Annotated in this window: 19 protein-coding genes and 1 pseudogene; 12 read left to right on the forward strand and 8 right to left on the reverse strand. The window is 72.9% G+C overall.

The window, feature by feature from the left end; all coding sequences use genetic code 11:
- Positions 1-5 precede the first annotated feature (5 nt).
- Together KZQ38_RS15690 and KZQ38_RS15695 are read right to left on the reverse strand one after the other, a co-directional pair.
- Positions 6-641, reverse strand: coding sequence for a class I SAM-dependent DNA methyltransferase (locus tag KZQ38_RS15690; protein WP_219442676.1), 636 nt, complete (start codon positions 639-641; stop codon positions 6-8).
- A 21-nt stretch (positions 642-662) separates the two neighbouring features.
- Positions 663-3284 carry an ATP-binding protein gene (locus KZQ38_RS15695; RefSeq protein ID WP_219442678.1) on the reverse strand — a complete coding sequence of 874 codons (2622 nt, stop codon included), beginning with the start codon at positions 3282-3284 and terminating at the stop codon, positions 663-665.
- A gap of 310 nt (positions 3285-3594) precedes the next feature.
- On the opposite strand from KZQ38_RS15695, the gene KZQ38_RS15700 reads away from it, so the two are divergent.
- From KZQ38_RS15700 to KZQ38_RS15720, 5 genes are all read left to right on the forward strand, one after another.
- Positions 3595-4734 (forward strand): hypothetical protein, encoded by a 1140-nt coding sequence (locus KZQ38_RS15700; RefSeq protein ID WP_219442680.1) that lies wholly within the window; start codon positions 3595-3597, stop codon positions 4732-4734.
- Positions 4735-5097: 363 nt separating this feature from the next.
- Entirely contained in the window at positions 5098-5619 is a 522-nt protein-coding gene (locus KZQ38_RS15705; RefSeq protein WP_219442682.1) for a hypothetical protein, read from the forward strand.
- Positions 5620-5729: 110 nt separating this feature from the next.
- Complete coding sequence (locus KZQ38_RS15710; RefSeq protein WP_219442684.1) at positions 5730-6239, forward strand: hypothetical protein; 510 nt, start codon at positions 5730-5732, stop codon at positions 6237-6239.
- A 27-nt stretch (positions 6240-6266) separates the two neighbouring features.
- The gene (locus KZQ38_RS15715) at positions 6267-6827 is read left to right on the forward strand and encodes a hypothetical protein (protein WP_219442686.1); all 561 of its coding nucleotides are present in this window, start codon (positions 6267-6269) and stop codon (positions 6825-6827) included.
- 45 nt (positions 6828-6872) lie between these two features.
- The gene (locus KZQ38_RS15720; protein WP_219442687.1) at positions 6873-7106 is read left to right on the forward strand and encodes a DNA-directed RNA polymerase subunit omega; all 234 of its coding nucleotides are present in this window, start codon (positions 6873-6875) and stop codon (positions 7104-7106) included.
- A gap of 46 nt (positions 7107-7152) precedes the next feature.
- On the opposite strand, the gene KZQ38_RS36190 is transcribed toward KZQ38_RS15720, so the two are convergent.
- The 6 genes and pseudogenes from KZQ38_RS36190 to KZQ38_RS15750 all read right to left on the reverse strand — a co-directional run bounded on the left by KZQ38_RS36190 (position 7153) and on the right by KZQ38_RS15750 (position 16582).
- Positions 7153-7602, reverse strand: coding sequence for an SDR family oxidoreductase (locus tag KZQ38_RS36190; RefSeq protein ID WP_257901433.1), 450 nt, complete (start codon positions 7600-7602; stop codon positions 7153-7155).
- Positions 7603-7643: 41 nt separating this feature from the next.
- Positions 7644-9074: pseudogene (locus KZQ38_RS15730) on the reverse strand (SDR family NAD(P)-dependent oxidoreductase); the annotation flags it as partial.
- Positions 9055-10005 carry an S-methyl-5-thioribose-1-phosphate isomerase gene (mtnA, locus tag KZQ38_RS15735; protein ID WP_219442691.1) on the reverse strand — a complete coding sequence of 317 codons (951 nt, stop codon included), beginning with the start codon at positions 10003-10005 and terminating at the stop codon, positions 9055-9057. The pseudogene KZQ38_RS15730 and the gene mtnA, both read right to left, overlap by 20 nt.
- 185 nt (positions 10006-10190) lie before the next feature.
- Positions 10191-11642: an FAD-dependent oxidoreductase gene (locus KZQ38_RS15740; protein WP_219442693.1), complete on the reverse strand. Its 1452-nt coding sequence runs from the start codon at positions 11640-11642 to the stop codon at positions 10191-10193.
- Complete coding sequence (locus KZQ38_RS15745) at positions 11639-13747, reverse strand: molybdopterin oxidoreductase family protein (RefSeq protein WP_219442695.1); 2109 nt, start codon at positions 13745-13747, stop codon at positions 11639-11641. Before KZQ38_RS15745 ends, KZQ38_RS15740 begins: the two co-directional genes overlap by 4 nt.
- Before the next feature lie 501 nt (positions 13748-14248).
- Complete coding sequence (locus KZQ38_RS15750) at positions 14249-16582, reverse strand: Orn/Lys/Arg family decarboxylase (RefSeq protein ID WP_219442697.1); 2334 nt, start codon at positions 16580-16582, stop codon at positions 14249-14251.
- 474 nt (positions 16583-17056) lie between these two features.
- Between KZQ38_RS15750 and KZQ38_RS15755 the strand changes: the two genes are divergently transcribed.
- The 7 genes from KZQ38_RS15755 to KZQ38_RS15785 all read left to right on the forward strand — a co-directional run bounded on the left by KZQ38_RS15755 (position 17057) and on the right by KZQ38_RS15785 (position 25271).
- The gene (locus KZQ38_RS15755) at positions 17057-17845 is read left to right on the forward strand and encodes a S1 family peptidase (RefSeq protein ID WP_219442699.1); all 789 of its coding nucleotides are present in this window, start codon (positions 17057-17059) and stop codon (positions 17843-17845) included.
- 16 nt (positions 17846-17861) lie between these two features.
- The gene (locus tag KZQ38_RS15760) at positions 17862-18686 is read left to right on the forward strand and encodes a pyridoxamine 5'-phosphate oxidase family protein (RefSeq protein ID WP_219442700.1); all 825 of its coding nucleotides are present in this window, start codon (positions 17862-17864) and stop codon (positions 18684-18686) included.
- Positions 18687-18742: 56 nt separating this feature from the next.
- Positions 18743-20431, forward strand: a complete 1689-nt coding sequence (locus KZQ38_RS15765) for a PLP-dependent aminotransferase family protein (protein ID WP_219442702.1) — start codon at positions 18743-18745, stop codon at positions 20429-20431.
- Positions 20432-20571: 140 nt separating this feature from the next.
- Positions 20572-22293: an NIDO-like domain-containing protein gene (locus KZQ38_RS15770; protein ID WP_219442704.1), complete on the forward strand. Its 1722-nt coding sequence runs from the start codon at positions 20572-20574 to the stop codon at positions 22291-22293.
- Complete coding sequence (locus KZQ38_RS15775; RefSeq protein ID WP_219442706.1) at positions 22294-22557, forward strand: hypothetical protein; 264 nt, start codon at positions 22294-22296, stop codon at positions 22555-22557. It begins immediately after the preceding gene.
- 48 nt (positions 22558-22605) lie between these two features.
- The gene (locus tag KZQ38_RS15780) at positions 22606-23199 is read left to right on the forward strand and encodes a hypothetical protein (RefSeq protein WP_219442708.1); all 594 of its coding nucleotides are present in this window, start codon (positions 22606-22608) and stop codon (positions 23197-23199) included.
- Positions 23196-25271: a P-loop NTPase fold protein gene (locus KZQ38_RS15785; protein WP_219442710.1), complete on the forward strand. Its 2076-nt coding sequence runs from the start codon at positions 23196-23198 to the stop codon at positions 25269-25271. Before KZQ38_RS15780 ends, KZQ38_RS15785 begins: the two co-directional genes overlap by 4 nt.
- Positions 25272-25393 lie beyond the last annotated feature (122 nt).

Consider the following 25393-nt stretch of genomic DNA (forward strand, 5'->3'; position numbering starts at 1 on the left):
GTCGGTCAGGGCTTGTGCGCGCAGAGGACCGCGCCGGGGACGTCCGCGTCCGGGTCGATCAGCAGCTGGGCGTCGAGCGCGAACCCGGCGGCACGCAGCCAGGCCGCGACCCGCTCCGGCGTGCGGCGGTGGACGTGCAGCTTCATCGGGTGGCCTCCGTAGCCCTCCGTCTTCAGCCGGGAGGCGTCGCCCACGTGGAAGCCGACCTGCACCGGGCCGCCCGGCCGCAGCACCCGGTGGAAGTGCGCCAGCGCGGTGGGCACCTCGTCGTCCGGCACGTGGATCAACGACCACCAGGCGAGCAGGCCGCCCACCGAACCGGCGGGCAGGTCGAGGTCCGTCATCGAGCCGACCTCGAACCGCAGGCCCGGGTGGTCGCGCCGGGCCCGCGCGACCATCCCGGGCGAGAGGTCGATGCCGAAGGCGTCGACACCGAGCCCGTGCAGGTGCGCGGTGATCAGGCCGGGTCCGCAGCCGACGTCCGCGACCGGGCCGCCGCCGGCGGCCCGCACCCGGTCGGCGAACGACACCAGCGCCGCCCGCAGGTGCGGCCGGCCGGCCAGCGAGTCCCGCACGTACTCGGCGTAGCTGTCCGCGACGGTGTCGTAAGAGGTTCGGGTGTCCTCCAGCCAGGCGTTCATGATCGGGCACCGTAACCGGCGTCATCCACGCAGCCGCTCGCGGACCGCCGCGGCCTCCTCGGTGCGGTTCTGGGCCTCGAACAGCTCCAGCGCCTGCCGCCACGCGGCAGCGGCCTCGGCGGGCCGGTCGAGCGCGGCGCAGGAGTGGCCCAGGCGTTCCAGGACCTCGGCCTCGAAGTAGGCGTTGCCGATCTCGCGCATCACGTCGACCGCCTCCCGGTAGAGGTCGACGGCGTCCACGTGCCTGCCTTCGAGCTGGGCGACCAGACCGAGCGTGTCCAGGGTGCCCGCCTCACCGCCGCGGTACCCGTGCCGCCGGTGCAGGTCCAGCGCGGCCACGCAGTGCTCGCGGGCCTCCGCGTACCGGCCGAGTCGCGCGTGCAGCCAGCCGACCCCGTTGAGCGCGACGGCCTCCCACACCGGGTTCGCCAGTTCGCGGTAGTGGCCCAGCGCGAGTTCGGCGTGCCGCAACGCCGCCTCGTGCTGGTCGTGCCGGCCGCGGATCACGGCGAGCACCTGGTGTGCGGTGGCCTGGCCGTGCACGTCGCCGGTCTCGCGGCTCAGCGCGAGCGCGCGTTCGAGGTGGTCCACCGCGTCGTCGTGCCTGTCCAGGCGGGCGCACGCGTCGCCGGCGCACCGGTGCGCGACGGCACGCATACCGGTGTCGCCCAGGCGTTCGGCGGCGGCCAGGGCCTTCTCCCAGACGCTCAACTGGTCGTCGAACCGCGCCCGGCGCGTGTGGAACGTGGTGAGCGCCGCCGCGAGGTGGAACGCGGCCCGGTCCCAACCGTGGTCGACGGCGTGCTGCTGGGCGGCGAGCAGGTTCGCGTGCTCGGCCGCGAACCAGTCCAGCGCCGCCGCCGCGTCGGCGAGCGGGACCGGTCGGCTGCCGGGCGCGGGCTCGCCCGGCTCGACCGCCGGGTGGTGCGGGGACAGCAGCCGTTCGCCGGCGAGCGCGGTGTGGGCGTAGTGGTCGAGCAGCCGGGTCGTCGCCGCGCGCCGGTCGCCCGCGTGCTCCGCCGCGTACAGCTTGACCAGGTCGTGCATCCGCCAGCGGTGCGGGTGGTGCTGCCGCACCAGGTGCAGGTCGGCCAGCCCGCGCAACGCGGTCCGCGCACCGGTGGCGGTCAGGTCCGCGAGCGCGGCGGCGGCAGGCAGGCCGATGTCCGGTCCCGGCGCGGAACCCAGCAACGCGAACAGCTCGGCCTGGGCGGGCGTCAGTGCCCGGTGCGACCAGGACAGCACGGCGGGCAGGCTGGCGGCGGGGTCCCCGTCGTCCAACGCGCCCAGCCGGGTGCCCGCGTCGCGGAGTTCGGCGGCCGAAGCCGCCAGCGGGATCTCCGGGAACGCCTCGGCCCGCCCGGCGACGATGGCCAGCGCGAGCGGGTAGCCGCCGCAGCGGGCGACCAGCTCGGCGACCGCGTCGGGTTCCCGCGCGAGGCGGTCCGCGCCCAGCCGGACCGCGAGCAGCGCGCGGGCCTCGTCGTCGGTGAGCACGTCCAGCGCCAGCGGGCGCGCGCCGTGCCCGGTGACCAACCAGGCCAGGCGGTCCCGGCTGGTCACCACCACGGTGCAGGTCGGGCTGCCGGGCAGCAGGGGTGTCACCTGGTCGGTGGTGCGGGCGTTGTCCAACACCACCAGCAGCCGCCGGCCGGCCAGGAGGCTGCGGTAGAGCCCGACCTGCGCGGCGAGCCCGGCCGGGACGCGGTCCGGGGCGACCCCGAGCGCGTCGAGGAACCCGCGCACCGCGTCGGCCGGCGTCAACGGCGTGCCGCTGGGGCTGAACCCGGCGAGGTCCACGAACAGCTGGCCGTCCGGGAACCGGTCGGCGTAGCGGTGCGCCCAGCGCAGCGCGAGCCAGGTCTTGCCGATGCCGCCCGCGCCACCGAGCGCGGAGATCACCACGGGACCGCCCCGACCGGCGTGGTCGCCGAGTGCGGCGGTGAGCGCGGCCAGCTCGTGCTCCCGGCCCGCGAACGTCCGCGGCGCGGCGGGCAACTGGCGCGGCACGACGCCCGCCGCCCGGTCGGCGGGCGGCAGCGCGAGCTGGGCCGGGTCGGCGGCGTAGGGGTGGTCGGGCAGCGCGAGCCAGGCGTCCGCCGCCGTTTCCTTCACCTCGACGCGCACCCGGCGGAAGCTGCTCGGACCGGCGTCCGCGCAGTGCCGCACCACCTCTTCGAAGAACCACTCGGAAACGATCAGCGCCAGCACGCCCGGTGATTCACGCAGCGCGGTCTTCGCGGCCCGCGCGTCGAGCAACCGGAATGCCAGGTTGACGGCAGACGCGGTCACCCCGTGCTCGTCGTACACGACTTCTCCGGCGTGCACCGCCATTCGAAGCCGAATACGCGCCCCGTCGCCGTGTTCCGCGTTGTGCTTGTCGAGCGCGGCGACCAGGGCACGCGGCAGCGCGTCGACCAGTCGCGCTTTGACGATCCGTTCCGGTACCAGCACGAACACGCCGTCGCCCCGGTCCTCGTGGTCGCACTCCGCCCACGGGATGCCTGCTTCGCCGAACGCGCCCGCCAGTGCCCGGTACAGCCCTCTTCGCACGGTGACCTGCTGGGACGAGTCCCGCCGGCGGTCTCCGAACCCTTCGACGTCCACGACCACGATCGAGCGGTGCACGGCTGGGTGCGACATTTCCCCCCTAATGGCACCGGCGGTGTCGCCGGCACGTCGGAACGGTTCGCCGATGGCACTCGACGCAGAGTACAACGGTCGGAAATCCATCGCCGGACACCGTCACCGACAAAGGCCGCGGTAGTGCGGAGTGAACACCTCTCATGAAACGAAGAGTCCGCAGTGGACGGTCGCACCCACTCGTCGGCGTGCCCCGCAGCCGAACGGATCGCCGGTGGTTGAACCACTCAGTGGGACCACCGGCCCGGTCCTGCTCGCTACGGTGGCACTCCGGGGCCTCATGCGTCGACTCGACCGATAGGGAGCACCCATGCGCTGGTTGTCCTTGCCAACCGCGATCGCGACGCTGTTACTCCTCACCCCGGTCGCCGAAGCGGCGGTCGTGGAGTACGAGGAACTGCTGCCCGCGCCCGGCGATTGGGCCGTCATCGTGTCGTCCATCAACGATTCGGGCCAGGTGACCGGCGGCAGCTACTCGCCGGGCGCCCTGCCCACCACGGTGCGCTGGGAGCCCGCGGCGGGCCGGGGCGACGCCAACCCGACCGTGCTCGGGAAGCAGGAGGGGTACGGCATGGCCGTGAACAACCGGGGCAACGTGCTCATGGCGGTGGCCTGGAAGTCGGCGGGCGCGTTGATCACCAGGGTTTCCGCGTGGGAGAACGGCAAGGTCGTGGACCGGTCGCCGAACGGACCCACCGCCGGCTCCCAGACGATGCGCGACATCAACGACTCCGGCTTGATCCCCATGTCGTACAGCGTTTCCGACAACGGGTTCCGCTACCCCAATCGCGCCGGCGTGTGGCGCAACGGCGTGTTCGTCGAGATCCCCATGCCCAAGGGGCTCATCGTGTCGCACAGGATCGTCAACAACCGGGGGACGACCGCGGGCGACGCGAGGCCCGCCGACAGCGACGACTACGTGTTCCGCTGCACCGGGACCCGGTGCACGACGCTGCCCCGGCACACCACCGGCGGCGCCTACTCCCCGCAGGCGCTCAACGAGTCCGACGTGCTGGCCGGCACCTGGTGGTCCGGCAAGGGCACCACCCGCGCGGTGCTCTGGACCGGGGACAGGGTGACCGCGCTGCCCGGCGACGACGCGGGTGTCGCCGACAACCCCCACGCCATCAACGAGAGCAACGACGTCGCCGGCTGGCGCGTGGTCGACGGGGCGCACAAAGCCACGTTGTGGCGCGGCGGGGCGTTGATCGACCTCGGCACGACCGGCCCGAGCGAGGCGGTCGCCGTGAACGACCGCGGGGACGTCGCCGGCTGGCAGACCATCGACCAGAAGCGCGAGCCCTTCTTCTGGCGTGCCGGCACCCTCACCCGCCTGACCCCGCCCTCGGGTGTTTTCGCCAAGGCCGTGGGCCTCAGCAACACGGGCGCGGTGATCGCCAACTCCGAGGAGTCCGGCGCCTGGCACGCGTTCCGCTGGACGATCCGCTGAACTTCGACGCGCGAGCCCGGTGATCGCCGTCCGCCCTCCGGCCGGGGAGCGGGCGGCGATCGCGGCTTTCCGCCGCGCGAGTCCAGCGCTTCGGTGATCACACCGCCGTGGCCGCGGCTCCTCCGGCGGACGCCCGACGCGCCGGGGACGCCTCCACGCCGTCATCCTCTCCACCGGCCCGCCTGGTCACAGTGAGTGGCAATCCGCAATTCTGCGCCCGAACGGGCTAGCCCGTTGCCCCTCGAATGGGCTAAGCCGTATCGTTCAGTGACCCCAGTCACAGTTCGGGTCGATCAGGCCGCTCCACACCGGCAACCGGGGATCACCGCCCGGTCGATCGACCCTGCGCGTGAGGAGAGCGGTATGAGACGGTGGCTCCCGAGCGCCGCGGCGTTGGTCGCGGCGTCGTTGTTCGTGGTGGTCGGCCCGGTGCCGGCCGCGCAGGCGGTCGGCCAGTGCGAGCCGAACAGCTTCAGCACCGATTTCCAGCCCCCGCTGGTCGCCACACCGCGGAACACCGCGATGACGGACGTGACGATCGTGGGCAGCGCGTGCACGACCACCAATCCCGTCATCACCTCGATGTTGATGGAGGGTTCGGGCACGGGCCTGTTGAGCTGCGCCGGATCGAGCACGGCCCACGGGAACGGGGCGTTCCGCTGGACCACGCTGCTCGGGACGACGCTGCACTCCGGTGCCGAGTGGACGGTCGACAAGGCGAGCGTCGCCGGCGCCGACGTGTGGACCTTCACCGGGTCGTTCACCTCCGGTGAGTTCTCCGGCCAGGGCTTCCGGTTCGTCGCCGTGACCGGCACGAACCCGCTGGAATGCGCCGCGGCCGGGGTGGAGAAGGTCAACGGGCCCGGCGTGTTCGCCATCCTCTGACCAGAACTGTCGCAAGTGGACGGTTCGCCGCACCGGCACCGCGTCCACACCACCCGGGGGGCTTCGCGAGGTCGCGGCGTGATCCGCGACCCGAATCCGGAAGGCATCCCATGAAACGCGTATTCCCCGCGCTCGCCGCGGTGACCGTCGTGGTGGCCGCGGTCGTGCTCGGCCCGACCTCCCCCGCGTCGGCGGCCGGCCAGTGCAACCCCACCAGCGTCACCGCCGAGTTCAACCCGCCCATCACGTTCGCCGTGCGGCAGGTCGCCGTCCAGGACCTGCGCATCGACGGTGCGGTCTGCACCGAATCCGGCAACCCCGACGTCACCTCGATGAAGCTGACCGGAGCGGGTTCCGGCGTCCTGACCTGCTCGCAGCTCAACCAGGCGAGCGGTCGCGCGACGGTCGACTGGACCACGCTGTCCGGTGCGAACCTGCGCTCCCAAGCGGATTGGTCGCTCGCCGTCGTCGCGGGTGTCTGGGTCTTCACCGGCACGTTCACCTCCGGGACGTTCTCCGGCCAGGGTTTCACGTACGCCGCCGAAGTCGGCACGCACCCGCTGGAGTGCTTGTCCGGCATCGAGAAGAACAACGGCACCGGCCTGTTCGTAATCACCTGACCCCGCGCACGAGAGGACGGGCACGTCATGCAACTGTCCAGACCACCACGACGCGTGGGCGCGGTGATCGCCGCGCTGCTGCTGACCTCGGGCACGGCGATCGCCGCCGCACCCACCGCTCAGGCGGACCTCCTGCCGCACGTCGTGTGCGCGAGCGGTGTCCTGGAGCTGACCTTCACCCCCGGGTTGACCCTGGAGGAGCAACCGGTGCGGTTCTCCGGCTCGGGCAGCCTCGGCGGCTGCGTCGACACGGCCAACCCGCTCGTCGTGTTCGGCGGCGACGTCACCGTGACGAACGGCTCGGGCAACAACAGTTGCCTGTTCAGTGAGGACGTCAACGCCGATGTGGCCATCACCTGGAACGGCGGTGCCGGGCCGAGCAACAGCAAACTGGTGCTCGACGGGATCGAAGTCCAAGTGGGCAACCAGGTGTTGTTCACCGGCACCGTGACCGGTGGCCGGTATCGCGACGACATGCTGACCGTGGAGTGGGTCGGCCCCACCGTCGGTCCCGGTGAGACCTGCCTGGACGAGGCGGGGGTCCGCCACATCAGCGGCGCCGCTGTCGGCGCGTTCACCACTCCGTGAACCGCGCACACCACGAAAGACCGAGAATCACACGAGGAGGCAGTCATGAGCGCACTTCGCCGAACCGCGATCGGCGCGGTCACCGCGCTGGGACTCGTCCTGGCCGGCCAACTCCTGGGCACCGGCAGCGCGTCGGCCATGACCAAGGCCGAGTTGGTCGCCGTGCTCGGCGACCGGGCCACCGAGGTGTCCGCCGAGTCACCGGTGGCCGTTCCCGTCGACTCCGCGACGGTCGGCGTCGACCTCGGCGTCGCCGAGGTTTCGCTGACCGGAGAGTGAGCCACGTGCGGCGGCCCGGGGTCCGCGAGACCCCGGGCCGCCGCCCCTACACGACCCGCTCGTTCCCGCCGTCGATCGGCACCTGCGCGCCCGTGGTGCAGGCGAACGTGTCCGAGCACATCTCCGCGACCAGCCGACCCACGGCCGCACTCGTGATCTCCGCGCCCAGCAGGTTGCGCCGCTTGTACGCCTCCGCGCTCAACCCGTAGTGGGCGGCGCGCTGGGCCAGCACCTCCACGCTCCACAGCCCGGTGTCGAACACCGCGTCCGGGTGCACCGTGTTGACCCGGATGCCGTCGGCGGCCCACTCCAGCGCGGCGACCCGGGCCAACTGGGTGACCGCGGCCTTCGACGCCGAGTAGGCCGCGGCCCCCGGTCCCGGCGCGGGCGCGTTCTTCGACCCCACGACCACGACGCGCCCACCGCGTGGCGCGAGCTTGAGGAACGGGTGCAGCACGCGGAACAACCCGGCCGTCGAGTCGGCGTTGACCGACATGGTGTGCCGCCACGTCTCCGGGTCGAGCCCGCCATCGGCGTGTTGCCCGGGAAGACGCCCGCCGAGGCGACCAGCACGTCCACCCCGCCGAACCGCTCCACGCCGCGCCGCACCGCGTCCTCCACGGCCGCCGCGTCGGTGACGTCGACCTGGAGGCCGAGGTAGTCCGCGCGGCTCTCGGTCGCCGTCAGGTCCAGGCCGATCACGGCCGCGCCCCTGGCGCGCAACGCGTCGGCGCACGCCCGGCCGATGCCCGACGCCGCGCCGGTGACCAGCGCGACCTCGCCGCTGAACTCCGCCGGCGGCCCCGCGAGGCGCAGCTTCGCCTGCTCCAGCTCCCAATACTCCATCTCGAAGATCTCGCGTGCCGACAGCGCCCGGTACCCGCCGAGTTCTTCGGCCTGCTCGATGACGGTCATCGTGTGCAGGTAGATGTCGCGGGCGATGTCGGCGTCCCGCGCGCGCCTGCCGACCGTGAGCATCCCCAGCTCGGGGTCGAGCACCACGCGGGGAGCCGGGTCGAGCGCGGTCAGACCCGGACGCGCGTGCTCCGCGAAGTAACGACGGTACTCGTCCGCGTAACCGGCGACGTCCCGACCGACCAGCGGCACGCGCTTGGTGCGGATCACGTGGTCCGGCGTCACCGGGCCGCGGCCGGCGACGTCGGCGAGGTCGCGCCTGGCCACGAACGCCGCCGTGACGGGGTCGCCGTGCCGGCTGACGACCACCGGGTGACCGGCGGTCCCGGCGATCCGCGCCCGCAGGGCGGCCAGCACCCGCGGGTCGGCCGGCGGCAACGTCGCCGGCGTCGTGCGCGGCCGGTGCCGCGCCAGGTACGCCTCCGCCTCGCTGACCAGGTCGATGTGCCGGGTGTACGCCTGCTCGGCGTCCTCGCCGAAGGTGACCAGGCCGTGGTTGGCCAGCACCACGCCGACGATGTCGTCACCGGCGTGGTGCGCGAGCAGTTCGGCGCACGTGCGGGCCAACCCGAACCCCGGCATGACGTACGGCACCACCACCACGCGGTCGCCGAACACCTCCGCCACCCGCGGCTCCGCCAGGTTGGTCAGCGTCACCACGGCATCGGCGTGGGTGTGCAGCACCACGGGGTGCGGCAGCACCGCGTGCAGCAGCGTCTCCACGCTCGGGTCGGGCGCGCTCGCGTCCAGCAGGGCGCACCGGAGTTCGTTCATCATCCGGTCGTCCGGCAGGCTCGGGACGGTCAGCAGCTCTCGCAGCCGCTCCAGGCGCAGCGGGGCGAACCCGGCCCGCTCGATGTCCGCCAGGTCCCAGCCGCTGCCCTTGACGTGCAGCACCTCCACCGGCCGACCGGTGATGTCGGTGACGGTCGTCTTGACCGAGGTGTTGCCGCCGCCGTGCAGGACGAGGTCCGGTTCGCGGCCCAGCAGCCGGGAAGCGCGCACGCAGGCGTCGAGGGGGTCCGGATGTGCTTCAGCCCAACGGTTTTCCACTGATGATCCGCTCGTCGGTGATGATCGCCGTGACCAGGTCGGCGGGGGTGACGTCGAAGGCGTAGTTCAACGCGGCGGTCGGGCGGTCGCCGACGACCTCGGCCGGGTCGCGGACCTCGATCTCCACGCTCGCGCCGTCGGGCGTGGCCGGGTCGATGGTCGACTCGGGCGCGGCGACGACGAACGGCACCCCGGCCCGCGCCGCCGCCAGGGCCAGCGGGTAGGTGCCGATCTTGTTGACCACGTCGCCGTTGGCCGCGATCCGGTCCGCGCCGACCACCACGACGTCGGCCAGCCCCCGCGCGATCACCGTCGGCCCGGCGGAGTCGACCACGACGGTGTGCGCGACACCCATCCGCGCCAGCTCCCACGCCGTCAGGCGGCTGCCCTGGAGCAACGGCCGCGTCTCGTCCACGTAGACGTGCCCCAGCGCGTCCGCGTCCCGCAGCGCCCGGACCACGCCGAGCGCGGTGCCCCACTCGACGCACGCCAGCGCGCCCGCGTTGCAGTGCGTGTGCACGTTGACCGGTCCGCCGAGCCGGTCGACCAGCCACCGCGCGCCCCGCAGGCCCAGCTCGCGGTTGCGGCGGACGTCCTCCTCCAGGACGTGGACCGCCTCCGCGACCACCGCGTCCACGCCCTCGTCCAGGCGCGCGAGCACCCGCTCCACGCCCCACGCGAGGTTCACGGCCGTCGGGCGGGCGACGCGCAACCGCGCCGCCTCCGCCCGCACGTCCCCGCCACCTCGCGCGGCCAGCGCCACACCCAGCGCACCGGCCACCCCGAGGGCGGGCGCGCCGCGGATCGCGAGCCGCCGGATCGCGTCCACGAGCTGGTCCACGGTGTCGATGCGCAACGTCGTCAACGCGTCGGGCAGCAGCGTCTGGTCGATCGCGATGATCCGCCCGTCCACCCAGTCGATCGTCCGCATGGGCCCGAGTCTGCCTGTTCACCGCCGTTCCGCGGTAGCGCGCCCACTTCGACTACACGAACGTACGATCATCCCCCCGGTGGCCGGGGCGATCGGGTTCCGGCCGGCTCGCCGAGGACCCCGGGTTCGGTGTGGGCGTGGCGGCGGTGGGCCGGCGTGCTGAACCGCCCACGTCGGGCACCGGCTCAGGCCGGCGCGGGCTTCCGCGTGGCCAGCCAGCCCGCGATGGCGCTGACCAGGTCGTGGCACGTGCCGCAGCCTGTGGTGGCCCTGGTTTCGGCGACCAGGGTGTCGACGGCGCGTGCCCCGCCGTTCCAGGCCGTGACGAGTTGTTCCTTCCGCACGGTGTTGCAGCGGCAGACGAGGGTCGACGCGGGGAGGTCGGCCGGGTTCACGGTGGTCGCCTCGGCGAGGGAGCGGCCCAGCAGGAGGGCCACCCGGTCGTCGGGCGCGGGCAGGCCGCGGTCGAAGAGCTGCACGACCGTGGCGGCGGCGTCGGGGGTGCCGAGCAGGATCGCACCGACGATCACGTTGTCGCGCAACACCACCTTGGCGTACCGGCCGCGGGTCGGGTCCTCCACGCGCACCACCTCGGCGCCCGGCTCGTCCAGCTCGACGTGCACCTCGCCCAGCGAGGCCAGGTCGATGCCGCGTGCCTTCAGCTTGGTCACCACCGGGGTGCCCCGGTAGCGGGCGCCGGGGTTCGCGCCGGTGAGCAGGTCGGCCAGCACGGTGGCCTGCTCCCAGGCCGGCTGGACCAGCCCGTTGACCACGCCGCGGTGCTGCGCGCAGTCGCCGAGCGCGTGGATGCGCGGGTCGCTGGTGCGCAACGCGTCGTCCACCACGACGCCCTGCTCCACGTGGAGCCCGCAGTCACGCGCGAGGTCGGCGGCCGGGCGCACCCCGGTCGACACCACGACGAGTTCGGCGGGCACCAGGGTGCCGTCGTCCAGCTCCACCTCGGAACCCGGGACGCACCGGCGGGCGAACCGGCCGAACCGGAACTCGACGCCGGTGCGGTTCAACGCGTCCGCCAGCACGCGACCCGCGCCGGGGTCGAGCTGGCGCTCCATCAGGTGACCCAGCGGGTGCACGACGGTCACCATGCTCCCCCGTGCGACCAGTCCCCGCGCCGCCTCCAACCCGAGCAGCCCGCCGCCGAGCACCACCGCCGGCGCGCCGGGCCGGGCCGCCTCCAGGATGCGGGCGCAGTCGTCGAGGTCGCGGAACGCCACCACGCCGTCCGCCGGCCGGCCGCTCTCGTCCAGCAGCCCCTCCACGGGTGGCAGCCACGGGTTGCTGCCGGTCGCCAGCACCACCGCGTCGTAGGGCAGCCGCGTGCCGTCGGCCAGCTCCACCACCCGCGCCACGCGGTCGACGCGCGTCGCCGGGACGCCGACCCGCAGGTCGACCCCGGCCCGCTCCGCCCAGCCCGGCTCGTGCAGCAGCACCGACCGGATGTCCAGCCCGCCCGCCAGCACGCTGGACAGCAGCACCCGGTTGTAGGCGGGGTGCGCTTCCGCGCCGACCACGGTCAGCGCGACCCGCGCGCCTTCCGGGTCGCGAGTGCGGATCTCCTCCGCCAGGCGGGCGCCCGCCATCCCGTAGCCGATGATGACGACCTTTCGCACGGTCACCGCCCGCTTCCCCCTTCGGTCGACAGGTCTGGTTCCAGCCGCACCGCGCACGCCTTGAACCCGGGTATGCGGCTGATCGGGTCCAGCGCCGGGTTGGTGAGCAGGTTCGCCCGCTGCGCGTCGGGGAAGTGGAACGGCAGGAACACGGTGTCCAACCGCATGCCCGGTTCGAACCGCACCCTGGCCGACGTGCTGCCGCGTGCCGAGGTGACCTTCGCGCGGTCGCCCTCGGCGAGGCCCGCCCTGGTGGCGGTGTCGGGGTGGACCTCGACGTAGACCTCCGGCGCGGCCTCGGTCAGCTCCCCGACCCGGCGGGTCTGGGTGCCCGTCTGGTAGTGCGGCAGCAGGCGTCCGGTGGTCGCCCACAGCGGGAACCGGTCGCCGGTCGTCTCCGGCGGCGGCGCGTGGTCGACCGCGGCGAACCTCGCCCGCCCGCCCGGCAGCGGGAAGCCGTCCAGGAACATCCTCGGTGTGCCGGGGTGGTCGGGCGAGGGGCACGGCCAGTACAGGCTCTCACCGGCCCGCAGCCGCTCGTGGCTCATGCCGGAGTAGTCGGCGGGACCGCCCGCACCCGCCCGGCCCAGTTCCGCGAAGACCTCCTCCGGCGCGGTCGGGAACCGCTCCGCGGGCTGGCCGAGCCGCACCGCGATACCGCTGATCACGTCCAGGTCGCTGCGGACGCCGTCCGGCGGGTCGAGGGCGCGGCGGCGCAGCAGGACGCGGCCCTCCAGGTTGGTCAGCGTGCCGTCCTCCTCCGCCCACTGGGTCACCGGGAACACCGCGTGGGCGATCTCCGCGGTCTCCGAGAGCACGAAGTCCGACACCACCAGGAGGTCCAGCTCGCGGAGCCGTTCGGCGATGCGCCCGGCGTCGGGCGCGGAGACCACCGGGTTGGTGCCGAACACCAGCAGCGCCCGGATGCCGCCCGGCCGCCCGGCCGCGTCGAGGATCTCGTAGGCGGACTTGCCCCGACCAGGTATCCCGGCCTCCGGGACGCCCCACACCTCGGCCACGTGCCGGCGCGCGACGGGGTCGTCCACCTTGCGGTAGCCCGGCAGCTGGTCGGCCTTCTGCCCGTGCTCCCGCCCGCCCTGGCCGTTGCCCTGGCCGGTGATGGTGCCGTACCCGGAGCCGGCGACGCCCGGCAGGCCGAGGGCCAGGGCGAGGTTGACCCACGCCGAGACCATGGCGGTGCCGTTGGCGTGCTGCTCGGTGCCGCGTGCGGTCAGCACGTACGCGTTGTCGGCCTGGGCCAGCAGCCGGACCGCCAGGCGCTGGTCGGCCACCGAGACCCCGGTGGCCCGCTCGGTGCGCTCCGGCCACCAGCGCGCCGCCAGCCGCCACGCCGCGTCGAAACCGGTGGTCCGGTCCCGCACGTACGCCTCGTCCACGTGCCCGTCGGTCACCGCGACGTGCAGCAGCCCCAACGCCAGCGCGAGGTCCGTGCCCGGCTGGGGCCGCAGGTGCAGGCCCGCGAGCCGTGCCGTGGCCGAGCGGCGGGGGTCGACCACCACCAGCCCGTCGGCGTTGATCGCGCGGCGGAGGTGCTGGACGAACGGCGGCATCGTCTCCGCCACGTTCGCGCCCACCAGCAGCACCGCGTCCGCCTCCGCGAGGTCGGTCACCGGGAACGGCAGGCCGCGGTCCGCGCCGAACGCGTGGATCGTCGCCGCGGCGGCCGACGACATGCAGAACCGGCCGTTGTAGTCGACGTGCGGGGTGCGCAGCGCGACTCGCGCCAGCTTGCCCACCAGGTAGGCCTTCTCGTTGGTCAGCCCGCCACCGCCGAGCACGCCCACCGCTCCGGGGCCGTGCTCGGCGATGATCTCCGTCAGCCGGCGTGCGACGTGGTCCAGGGCGTCGTCCCACGACGCGGGCCGCAGGTCGGCCGAGCCGGCGCGGACGAGCGGCGCGGTCAACCGGCCCGGCGTACCCAGGACCGCCGCCGACGTCCAGCCCTTCTGACACATGCCGCGGCCGTTGGCCGGGAACTCCCGAGGTCGCGTCCGGACCTTTTCGGGCGTCACCTCCACGGTCATTCCACATTGCAGCGCACAATAGGGACAATGCGTCGCGGTCGCCGCCGCAAGACCCGCTGAATTCATCCGGCCACCTCTCCGATGGCCTCAGCCTCCCGATACCGGGGCCAGTTCGTCCACGTGCCGCCGAGCGTTTCACGGCAATGGACCAGCACCGGTTGAGACGCCTTACCGAAAAGCCTCTCGACGGGCTCAACCGGACAATCCGGCAGAAGTGGCGAAAACCGCTCGCGCCCTGTTGTGAGGGTTGCTCTCCATTCGTCTCGGACCAGGAAACCGGACATATCAGCCAAGGTGGGCGCACCACCCCTGAAACGGGTGTGACCCGATCACGCGCGACCTATTGCGCGCACAATTACCGCAGTGGTGCCCGGACGCCATTCCCGGCCGCGCCCGACGCGGTTCGCGGGAACTCGCGATAGACCACGAGGTCGAGCGTGTCGCGGTGGAACGCGGTGGTGATCACGGGGTCCTGCGGGTGGAGCAGGACCCGGCCGCTGAGCACGTACGCGGTGCGCCTCCCCTACCGCCGGAACTCCGGCATCGCCGCGCTCCGAACGGGATCGGTCACCGGCCCGGTCGGGTCACCCGCGTGATGCGGTACCGGCCCTCGGCATCCGGGTGCGCGCCGTGGGTCTCGCTCTCGAAACCGGGGAACGCCCGGCCGAACCGCTCCATCGCGGCGAGGTACGACCGGATGGGACCGCTCGACGCGCCCACCCGCTCGCCCGGCATGAGCACGGGTATCCCCGGCGGGTAGGTGGTCACCTGCGTGGCCACCACGTCGTCGTCCTCCAGCCCGTCCAGGTGCACCATCTCCGTCCGCCCGTTGACGAGTTCCTGGTACGCCTCCCCCGGGCTCAACACCTGCTCGGGCAGTTCGGTGAACGCCCGGTGCAGCAGTCCCATGAACCCGGATCCGGCCAGCGCGGCGTGCATCTCCGCGCACAGGGCGGACAGCGTCCTGCCCCGGTACTCGACGGGGTGCGCGCGGACCAGGTCGGGCAGGACCTCGTCCAGCGGCGCGGCGGTGTCGTGCGCGCGCTTGAAATCCGTCAGCGCGTCGAGCAGGGTCCCCCACTTGCCCTTGGTGATGCCCATGGAGAACAACAGCAGGAAGGTGTACGCGTCGGTCTTCTCCACGACGATGCCGCGGGTCTCCAGGTAGGCGGTCACGATGCGGGCGGGTATCCCGAACCCGTCGTCCACCTGCCCGCCGGCGTTGATGCCCGGACAGGTGATGTTGACCTTGATCGGGTCGAGCAGGCAGTAGTCCTCCTCCAGGTCCGGGAACCCGTGCCACGCCGCGCCGGGCGCGAGCGTCCAGCACCGCGGTTCCGCCTGGAGCAGTTCGAGCGGGGCCCGGTCGAACGGGACCCGCTTCTTCGCCTTCGGGTCGTGCACCTCGGCGGGCTGCCACGCGCCGAAGAACCACGGGGGCCGGTCGCCGGCCGCCGCGATCCGGCGGCCCAGGCGGACGAGCGCCTGGCGGAACCGGATCGCCTCGGTGATCGCCTCCGTGGTCAGCCACTCGCCACCGGTGCCCTTCATCATGGCCGCCGCGACGTCGTTGGCGGCGATCAGCGGGTAGAGCGGCGAGGTGGTGGCGTGCATCATGAACGTCTCGTTGAAGCGGTCCGGGTCGAACTCGTGGTGGGCGGACCTCTTGACGTGGACCATGGCGCTCTGCGACAGCGCCGCCAGGAGCTTGTGCGTGGAGTGGGTCGTGAACACGGTCGGCGCGACGGCCGCGGCCGGGAGGACGCCGGTGTCGATCGCCATCCCGTACCGGCGCGCGTAGAGCGGGTTGAACCGGGCGTAGGCGAACCACGCCTCGTCGAAGTGGAGGTTGCGGACGGACGCGCCCAGCAGGTCCGCGACCCGCACCGCGTCGTAGCAGAGGCCGTCGTAGGTGGAGTTGGTGATCCCCGCGTACACCAGCGGTTCCGCCGGGTCCGCCCCGATGATGGGCGTGCGCGCCACCAGGTCGCGCACGGCTCCGGTGTTCAGCCGGTTCGGCGGGATGGGGCCGGTCAACCCGTAGCCGTTGCGCGTGGGCTTCAGGTACGCGGGTCGCGCGCCGGACATGATGATGCCGTGGTTGATCGCCTTGTGGCAGTTGCGGTCCACGAGCACCGGCCGGTCGTGCGGTACGCAGGCGTGGATGACGATGCGGTCCCCGCTGGACGTCCCGTGCACCACGAAGTAGGTCAGGTCGGCGCCGAACACCTCGGCCGCGTGGCGCTCCGCGTCGCCGATCGGGCCGTGGTGCTCGAACAACGAGCCGAGTTCGCCCACCGACGAGGACAGGTCCGTCCGGAACAGCCGTTCGCCGTAGTAGTCGTAGAACGCCTTGCCCACCGGTGACTTGAGGTAGGCGACCCCGCCCGCGTGCGCGGGCGTGTGCCAGGAGAACTTGTGCGCGTCGTCGAAGTGCCGCAGCGCGCGGAAGAACGGGGGCAGCACGTTCTCCAGGTAGCGCCGCGCCGACGCGTCCACCCGGCCCGCGATGAAACCCGGTGTGTCCTCCAGCAGCCAGATCCACCCGTTGACGAACTCCGCCACCCACAGCGGCAACTCGTCCGCGATGCCGTCGCTCGTGACCAGGAAGACCGGTAGCCGCGGCGAGAACCGGCCGACCAGCGTCCGCAGCACCGCCTCGACCGGCCGGGCCCGCTCGCCCCCCACCTCCGTCCCGGCGGGGAGGTCCCAGCTCACGAGCACCGCGCCGAGGTCGGCGCGGGAGGTGACGACCGCCGCGGCGTCGTGCGCCGAGTCGGCGATGGTCACCCGGTAGCCCCGCCCGGACAGCAGCGAGACCAGCTCGCCTACCCGCTCGACGGCCGCCGTGCCCTTGACCGTGCCGGCGTCCAGCGCCAGCAGCACCGTGTTGCCCGTCATGGAGAACCAGCCTCTCGTCGGCCTGCGAACTCGACGCCCGAGGGTGGAAATGGCCTGTGCCAAGGCTATCGCCGTGCGAAGCCCCCGTCCGCGCCCGACCGCCGAACCACCTGACCGTGTGATGAGCGAGCCCACCTCCGGCAATCATTCCACACCAGCAAGAATAGACAGTCCACTTAGGACGGTGGACGGCAGGCAGTAGCGGAACCCGGTGGATTTGGGAAGTCCTCGTACTGCTACCGACGGGGGACGCTCGACCGAGTGGAGTTTCCCGCGGTGCCGGTCGACCCCGGGACCGCGGTTCGCGATCCGGCTACGCTCCCACAGGGAAGCACCGGGAGCGGCGACGCCCCGCACGGCCCACGTGGTGACCGCCGGGGAGCGGACCCGCGCGACGCGGTCCGACGGGCGGGCCCGGTGCCGGTACCGAGCAGCCGCGCATCCGCAGTCGATCCCGGAGGGAACCGATCGACCATGCCACCGCACATTCGGGCCGCCCTCGGCACGGCCACCGCCCTGCTCATCGCGCTGGGCGTTCCGGCGAACGGCTCCGCCACGCCGTCCGACGCGGCACGACCGCGCATCGTCAACGGCGCACCGTCCACTCAGGTGTACCCGTTCATGGCGTCGTTGCAGGACGCCGCCACGGGCGAGCACTCGTGCGGCGCGGTGCTGATCGCACCGCGGTGGCTGCTCACCGCGGCCCACTGCGTGAGGGACTGGGACGGCGCGCTGCACCACCAGGCCCGGATCGGCACCCAGGACCGCACGACCGGCGGCACGGTGCTCAGCGTCCTGGAGACCCACGTGCACCCCGCGTACACGGAAGTCTCCGCGGGCAACGACATCGCGCTGGCGAAGCTGTACGGATCGGCACCGCAGCAACCCATCCGGATCGCGCCACCCGAAGAGGCGGTGCCCACCACGCCGACCCGGCTGCTGGGGTGGGGCAACCCGGAAGCGAGCCAGTGGGCGCAGTGCGGCGCCCCCGTCACCCTGCACTGGCTCAACACGTCGATCACCGAGCCGGCCGGGTGCGGCGCGGACCTGCGGGAGAAGGACCTGTGCACCCACAACCCCAACGGCAACGCGGGCAGTTGCTGGGGCGACTCGGGTGGCCCGCAGATCACCTACCCCGAGCACCGGCTCCTCGGCGTCAGCAGCCGGCTCACCACCGATTTCTGCGGTGCGCGGCCGTCCATCTACACCGACGCCACGCGTCACCGCGACTGGATCACCACGGTCACCGGCCCGCTTCCCTGACCCGATGGGAGAAACCATGAACGACCACGAACCGCAGGACCCGCCGCCGGCGGAGGTCCGACCGGTGAGCGACTACCCCGACGACCAGCGGACCGCCACCTCCCCGACCTACTCCCGGGCACTCATCACGCGCGACAGGTCGCTGGTCCGCTCCATCCTGGACGACGGCTACCTCTGCCACGTCGCCTTCATCGCGCCCAAGAGGGGGAACAACCCGGGCGGCGAACCGGTCGCGGTGCCGAACCTGTACGGCCGCGTCGGCGAGACCATCTACCTGCACGGCTCGCCGAACTCGCGACTGGCGAAGCACCTGGAGAGCACCGCCACGTACCCGGTGTGCGTGGCGGTGACCCACGTGGACGCGCTGGTCGCGGGTCGCTCGGCGTTCAACCACGCGGTGTCCTACCGGTCGGCGATGATCCACGGCAAGGCGTACCTGGTGACCGACGCCAAGGAGAAGACCGCCGGGCTGAAGGCGTTGGTGGAGCAGGTGATCTCGGGCCGCTCCCAGGGCACGCGGGAGGCGTCGGCCGAGGAGCTGAAGCACACCGCGCTGGTCGGCGTCCGCATCGAGACGGCCACGGCGAAGGTGCGCAACGGTGGGCCCAACGTCGCGCCCGGTGACGAGCACAGCAAGCACTGGGCGGGCATCATCCCCGTCCGCCAGGTCTACGGGCCGCCGATCTCCGCGCCGGACCTGGAAACCGGCGTCGTGGTGCCGGACCACATCCGGTACATCACCGAGATCAAGAACCAGCGCAACATCAGGTTCACCCCGCCGTACGAGAGCGTGCCCGCGACGGCCGCCGGTGGGGGCGTCGCGAAGGCGCCGGGCAGTTGAGCCACCGCCGCCCCGCCGCGGGGCGGCGACCGTCATCGCAGTGAGGAGCCGATCCGATGAGCACCACGGAAGACCTGCCCGTCCAGCGGGAGGAGGGCCTGCGCCCGCCGACCGACCAGGAGTTCGAGCTGTCCGCCAACGACCGGCTCCCCGACGCCGAACGACTCGCCCGCCTGAAGCGCCTGGAGGACTACTTCGCGCAGCAGAAGAAGAACTTCGTCGGGTACCAGGTCAACGGCGACGTGCGGAGCGCGGAAGACCTCGGCCGTTTCCTGGACTACAGCACCAACAACATCGGCGACCCGTTCCGGGACAGCAACTTCACCATGCACTCGCGGGCCGCCGAGCGCGCGGTGCTGCGGTACTACGCGCGGCTGTGGGGCGGGAAGCTGCGCAAACCCGAGGACCAGCTGGGCAGCGGCGAGAAACCCGATCCCGAGTCCTACTGGGGTTACGTGCTCTCCATGGGCGGCACCGAGGGCAACGTCTACGCGCTGTGGAACGCGCGGGACTACCTGGCGGGCAAGGTGCGCATCGTCAACGCGCCGCAGGCGCCCGGTCACGCGCCCACCGAGCTGTGGGTGGACGCCCAGGCGCCGCAGGACAACGAGAACGCGTACCACCCGGTGGCCTTCTACTCCCAGGACGCGCACTACTCGATGGCCAAGGCGGTGCGGGTGCTCGGCATCCCGACCTTCCACGAGACGGGCAGCAGGCGCTACCCGCACGCCAACCCGCTGGACCCGGGCAAGCCGTGGCCGCAGGAGGTGCCCTCCGCCGACCACCCGGACGGGCCGGGCGCGGTGGACGTGAACCAGCTGGTCACCCTGGTGGAGTTCTTCGTCCGGATGGGCCACCCCGTGCTGCTCATCCTCAACGTCGGCACCACCTTCAAGGGCGGCTACGACGACGTCGAGGAGATCTGCCACCGGCTCGACCCGGTGTTCCGCCGGTACGGGATGCACGACCGGCCGGTGAAGTACGGCAGCAAGGACGGCAAGGACCTGGTCGACCGGCGGCGCGGTTACTGGCTCCACGTCGACGGCGCGCTCGGCGCGTCGTACCTGCCGTACCTGGAGAAGGCCGTGGAGCTGGGGAAGTTCGACCCGCCGGACGGGGAATCCGTGCCCAGGCTGCGGTTCGCCTACCGCGGGGTCAAGACGCACGTGAGTTCGATCGTGTGCAGCGGGCACAAGTACCTCGGCTCGCCCGTGCCGTGCGGGATCTACCTTACCAAGGTCGGCAACCAGATGAGCCCGCCCGACAACCCGGAGTACATCGGCTCGCCGGACACCACGTTCGGCGGGTCGCGCAGCGCTCTGGCGCCGATCATCCTGTGGAACGCGTTGGCCCGCCGGTCCCTGGACGACCACGTCGCCGCGGTGGTCCGCACCCAGGAGATGGCGCGGTACGCGGTGGAGCGGCTGGGGCGGGTGCGCGAGAAGATCCCGCGCTTCGTCGTCCGCCGCGGTCCGCTCGCCTTCAGCGTGGTGTTCAGCCTGCCTGCCGAGCACGTCGTCCGGAAGTTCTCCCTGGCGACCATGCCGTCCATCCGCATGGCGCACCTGTTCACCATGCCGCACGTGGACCGGGAACTCATCGACCGGCTGGCCGCGGTCCTGGAGCGGAAGGACTCCTGGACCGACATCCCCACCCCGCGCGCGGAAGCGGAGCAGGCCGTCGAGTCCCTGGCGGACGTGTTCCCCACCGCCGAGGTCACCGCCGCCGAGCGTGGTTTCCAGTGAGCGGTCGGTCCCGGTACGCCCATCCGGCACGACCCGGTGTGCTTTCGGCGGTTCGACGTCGGCCGACGGGTGACTTGTGATCACGGGGTGCGCTCGGCACGGTTGGTCGGGTCCGGCCACCCCCGCGACAGGAGTGTGCGATGCGCCCGTGGCTCGCCGTCGTCGTACTGGTCCTCGCCACCGCCGCCGCGCCTCCGGTCGCTTCGGCTTCGGCTCCGGCGGGTGACGCCTACGGCTACACGGCGACCGCGATGCGGTCGTCCTACGTGGAGGGTGGCACGCGGACCACCCTCCGCGGCGACCTCACCGGCCGGCACCAGGACTTCCCGTTCCCCGTCACCTTCTACGGGAACACCTACACCGGCGCGTCGATCTACGACGACGGGTACCTCACGTTCGAGGACCGCAACCCCGTTCCCCCACCGGGTCCGCTCCCGTCACCCACACCGCCCAACGCCGCCGTCTACGCGTTCTGGGACGACCTGGTCGTGGACGACCAGGCGGGGGTGTGGACGGGGGTCGACGGCGTCACGCCGAACCGGCGGTTCGTCGTGGAGTGGCGTGACGTCACGGTGAAAGCCGTGCCGGGCACCCGGTTCAGCGCCGAGGCCGTGTTCCACGAAGGCGGGCGGATCGTCCTCCAGTACCGGGGGATCGACCAGGCCGCCGAGGCGGGCGCGGGCGCCGTCGTCGGTATCGAGAACGCCGCGGGCACCAGTGCGCTGACGTGGTCCGCGTGGCGGCCCGCGTTGTCCGACGGGGTCGCGGTCCAGCTCCGGGTGCCCGGCACCGCGATCGCCCGCGGGAAGGTCACCGACGCGAACACCGGTGAGCCGGTGCGTTACGCGGCCGTGCGGGTGGCCGGTGCGGCGAACGCCGCCAAGGCCGACTGGTACGGCGAGTACCAGGTGCAGGTCCCGGCGCGGAAGGCCGCGATCGAGATCACCTCGGACGGTTACGCGGCGGGTCACGCGACACCCGCGCCGCCGGCGGAGAACACGCTCGTGCGGGCCGATGTGGTGCTCGACGCGCCGGTGCTCGTGTCGGGGGAGCCGGTGGAGATCACCGTGCGTGCCGGGACCGGCCGCACCGCGACCGCGCCGATCCACAACCGGGGCACCGCTCCCGGCACGTGGAGCGCGGCGGCCGAGATAGCCAGCGGGACGGCCGTCCCGCGGCCGGACCGGCCCGGTGCGACGCTGCGGACCTGGAACCCCGAGGCGGCCGGCGTCCCGGCCGGTTACGGCATCGCCGAACTCGGCGGTGACGTCTGGGTCTCCAGCCGGCGCGACCACACGTTGACCCGCCTGACCCCGGACGGCGTCGCGCTCCAGCACCACCGGCTGCCCGCCACCGAACTGCTCGGCGACCTCACCACGGTCGGCGACGCGCTCTGCTACGTGTCGGACCGGCAGTGGGACCCGATGACGTCGACCACCAGGTGCATCCGGCCGCTCACCGGCGAAGTGGTGCACACCACCACCACGACCGGCATCCGGGCGGGCGACCACGGCCTGGCCCACAACGCGCGGGACGACATCTTCTACCTGGTGGACGGGAAGACCGTCCACAGCGTCAAGGGGCCGTCGCACCCCGACGCCGGCGCGCTGGTCGGCTCGTGCTCCCTGAGCGGGCACGACCGGCACAACCACGTCGCGGGCATCGCGTACGCGCCCAACGGCCCCGGTCCCGGGCTGCTGTGGCTCTACCTGGTCAGCGCGGACTCCGGCAGGCCACCGCTGCCGAGCTTCCTGAGCGCGGTCACCCCGGACGGGTGCGCGAGCCGCGCCACCCTGCCCGACCCGGTGCCGGGCGACCGGACGGGCGCGGGCCTGGAAACCGACGCGGCGGGCAACCTGTAGGTGTACTCGTACTCCCCGACCGGCCGGCCGGGCCCGGCGAAGGTGACCCACCTCCAGACGCCGTTGCCGACCTACTCGGACGTGCCGTGGCTCGCCGCGGGCGCGCCGGTGACCATCGCACCCGGCGCGACCGGCGACGTCGACTTCACGGTGGACGCGACCACCCTGAGCCCCGGCGTCCACCCGGCCGCGCTGCACCTCGCGACGGTCGCACCGGGCCGACCGCGCGTGGGCATCCCCATCCGCCTCACCGTCACGCCCTGACCCCGATGCGGTCGTCCCGACCGCTGGTGTCGTGGTGGGGAGGTCGGGGTGGACCCGGTACGGGTGATCGGCTCGCTCCACGGGGTCGAGGTGGCGGTGGCCGTCACGGACGCCCCGTGGGAACTCGGGGTGGACGTGCTGGTGGTGTCCGTCGGGAGCCGACTCGGCGACCTGGGCCTGGCGTTGGCGCAGCAGGTCAAGAGCTTCCGGGTGGACGGAGTCGACCTGGCCGGCATCCCGGCGGACCGGCCGCGGGGCCGCGCGCTCGACCCGGGCGAGCCGCTGCGCCACGTGGTGCTCGCCTCACCGCACAGCGCGACGGGTGAAGGCGTGCTGAGCGCCGTGGCGGTGGCGACGCGGGCGGGCGTCCTGGCCGCGGCCCGGACCGGTGCGGCGAGCGTCGCCCTGCCGCTGCCGGCGACGGGCGCGCTCGGTGCACCGCACGAGGCCGTGGCGGCGGTGGCCGTGCCCGCGCTCCGGGACGCGCTGCGGTCGGCACCGCGGTCGTTGCGCCGGGTGGTTTTCGTCGGCAGGCAACCGGACCTCTTGGCGGTGATCACGACCCGGACGGCGGTGCGGAGAGCGGTGGCCCGGCCGGCGCGGCGGGGCCGCCGCCCGAGGACGACCTCGCGGGCGGTGTGACGAGCGACCTCGTGCCGGCCGCGTCGATACCCCTGGCGCACGACCGGCTGGGTGTCGGCACGTACGTGTCGATGCTCGCCACCGTGATCGCCGAACGCGCCACGCCGACCCCGCTGTCGATCGGTGTCTTCGGGGAATGGGGTTCGGGCAAGAGCTTCTTCATGGGCATGGTGCGCGGGCAGGTGGACGAACTCGCGGGCTCGGGCTCCGCGAGGTTCTGCCACCGGGTGGTGCAGATCGGTTTCAACGCCTGGCACTACGCCGACACCAACCTGTGGGTGAGCCTCGCCGACGTGATCTTCCGCGCGTTGGCCGGGCCCGACCCGACGCCGGCGGGGCACCGGAGCGAACTCCGGCGCGTGCTCGCCGAGAAGGTGGACCACCGCGCCGAACTGGCCGACGCGAACGACCGCGCCGAGGCCGAGGTCGCGCGCCTCCGGGCGAAGATCGACCGAGCCGACGGCGCCCACGTCATCGGTACCCGTGACCTGTTGGCGGCGTTGCGGTCCTCCACCGCGCTCCGCGAGCGCCTGGACCGGGTCTGGCGGAGGATCGGGGTCACCGACGACGTGGAGCGCGGTCGGCTGCTGTCCCGGGAGCTGCGTGGCATCCACTCCGACGCGGTGACCCTGCGGGGCTTACCGGTGGACCGCACCGGCAAGGTCGCCCTGGTCACCGCCGCGACCGTGCTGGGCGTCAGCGCCGCCGCCGCGCCGGCCGCACCCCTGCTCGGCTGGTTGGGCGGTGCGGCGGGTGTCGCGCTCGGCGCGTTGGGCACGGGGCTGCTCCTCCGCGCCCGCAACGGGTTGAGCGAGCTGCGGACGTTGAGCGAGGACCTGCGCGGTGGCCTTGACCGGATACACGAGGATCACGTCCGGCAGCACGTCGCCGACGTCGTCGACCGGCTCCGCGTAGCCGAAGCGGACCAGTTGGTGGCCCGCGCGCAGTTGGCCGAGGTCGTGGCCCGCGTCGGCGAACTCGGCCGGGAACCGGCCGAGCTGAACCCGTCCCGCCGCATGTCCACCTTCCTGCGCGAGCACGGCGACACCTACACGCGGGACCTGAGCGTGGTGTCCCGGCTGCGCAAGGACTTCGAGCAGTTGGTGACCCTGTTGGCGGACTGGCGCGCCAACCCGGACGCCGACCCGGAGGTCCGCCCGGTCGACCGCATCGTCCTGCACATCGACGACCTGGACCGCTGCGAGCCCGAGCAGGTCGTGCAGGTGCTGGAGGCCGTCCACCTGCTCTTGGCCATGGACCTCTTCGTGGTGGTCGTCGGCGTGGACCCGCGCCGGCTGGTGGGCGCGGTGCGCAGCCACTACGCCGAACTCGTGGCACGCCCCGGCGACGACCCCGCCCCGTGGCGGGTACTGCCGGAGGACTACCTGGAGAAGATCATCAACATCCCGTTCACCCTGCCCGGCACGGGTTCGGGGGGCTTGGGCTCGGTGCTGCGCTCGATGGTGGAGACCGAGCAGCCCCCGGCGGCCGGGCCACGGGCGACCCGCGTGCCGCCGGCAGCCGGTGACCTGTCCATCGAGCCCGGCGCGCCGTTGGCGGACCGGGCCCCGTCGGCACCGGCCCGGCCGCTGACGACCGCGGAGCCGGAGTTCCTGGACGCCCCGGAACCCCTGGTCGCCACGCCGAGGGCGGCGAAGCGCCTGTTCAACGTCTACCGCATGATCCGCGCCACCCGGGACCTCGGCACCGCCGCCCGCTTCCTCGGCGACGACACCGCCGCCGGTGAGTTCCAGGCGGTCGTGGTGCTGCTCGGGATCATCGCCGCCGCGCCGGCGCTCGTACCGGCCGTGCTGGACGCCCCGGTGGACATCGGTGTCCGGGGTGGTCTGCTGCACCGCCCTCCCGGGGAGGCGTGGTCGGCGTTCGCCGCCGACCTCCTGCCCCGCGACGGCCGCTCACCCGTCGTCGGGGCGCTGACGCCGGACCAGGCCGAACCGTGGTTGCGCCTCCACCAGGGCTTGCGCTCGATCACCCCCAAGGTCGCGCTGCCCGACCTCACGGCGTTCCAGTCCTGGGCGCCCCACGTCCGCCGCTTCTCCTACACCGCCTGAGGGATCATCGAAATCCCGCACGGGCAGGAATTCTGCCGGGACCCTGCCCTCGCGGGCGTTCCCGCGGCGGCCTCGCCGGGCCAGCATCGAGTGACGGGGCGTGACACCCGCTGGCGTGATGG

This window comes from Saccharothrix obliqua (genome assembly GCF_019375475.1).
Classification (GTDB): domain Bacteria; phylum Actinomycetota; class Actinomycetes; order Mycobacteriales; family Pseudonocardiaceae; genus Actinosynnema; species Actinosynnema obliqua.

What these genes read in the sequence shown, in the direction of transcription:
- KZQ38_RS15695 (WP_219442678.1), bottom strand. Translation starts at nt 3,284, where the DNA reads ATGTCGCACCCAGCCGTGCACCGCTCGATCGTGGTCGTGGACGTCGAA.
- KZQ38_RS15760 (WP_219442700.1), top strand. Translation starts at nt 17,862, where the DNA reads ATGAACGACCACGAACCGCAGGACCCGCCGCCGGCGGAGGTCCGACCG.
- KZQ38_RS15750 (WP_219442697.1), bottom strand. Translation starts at nt 16,582, where the DNA reads ATGACGGGCAACACGGTGCTGCTGGCGCTGGACGCCGGCACGGTCAAG.
- KZQ38_RS15720 (WP_219442687.1), top strand. Translation starts at nt 6,873, where the DNA reads ATGAGCGCACTTCGCCGAACCGCGATCGGCGCGGTCACCGCGCTGGGA.
- KZQ38_RS15770 (WP_219442704.1), top strand. Translation starts at nt 20,572, where the DNA reads ATGCGCCCGTGGCTCGCCGTCGTCGTACTGGTCCTCGCCACCGCCGCC.
- KZQ38_RS15700 (WP_219442680.1), top strand. Translation starts at nt 3,595, where the DNA reads ATGCGCTGGTTGTCCTTGCCAACCGCGATCGCGACGCTGTTACTCCTC.
- KZQ38_RS15690 (WP_219442676.1), bottom strand. Translation starts at nt 641, where the DNA reads ATGAACGCCTGGCTGGAGGACACCCGAACCTCTTACGACACCGTCGCG.
- KZQ38_RS15755 (WP_219442699.1), top strand. Translation starts at nt 17,057, where the DNA reads ATGCCACCGCACATTCGGGCCGCCCTCGGCACGGCCACCGCCCTGCTC.
- KZQ38_RS15705 (WP_219442682.1), top strand. Translation starts at nt 5,098, where the DNA reads ATGAGACGGTGGCTCCCGAGCGCCGCGGCGTTGGTCGCGGCGTCGTTG.
- mtnA (WP_219442691.1), bottom strand. Translation starts at nt 10,005, where the DNA reads ATGCGGACGATCGACTGGGTGGACGGGCGGATCATCGCGATCGACCAG.
- KZQ38_RS15710 (WP_219442684.1), top strand. Translation starts at nt 5,730, where the DNA reads ATGAAACGCGTATTCCCCGCGCTCGCCGCGGTGACCGTCGTGGTGGCC.
- KZQ38_RS15745 (WP_219442695.1), bottom strand. Translation starts at nt 13,747, where the DNA reads ATGAATTCAGCGGGTCTTGCGGCGGCGACCGCGACGCATTGTCCCTAT.
- KZQ38_RS36190 (WP_257901433.1), bottom strand. Translation starts at nt 7,602, where the DNA reads ATGTCGGTCAACGCCGACTCGACGGCCGGGTTGTTCCGCGTGCTGCAC.
- KZQ38_RS15715 (WP_219442686.1), top strand. Translation starts at nt 6,267, where the DNA reads ATGCAACTGTCCAGACCACCACGACGCGTGGGCGCGGTGATCGCCGCG.
- KZQ38_RS15765 (WP_219442702.1), top strand. Translation starts at nt 18,743, where the DNA reads ATGAGCACCACGGAAGACCTGCCCGTCCAGCGGGAGGAGGGCCTGCGC.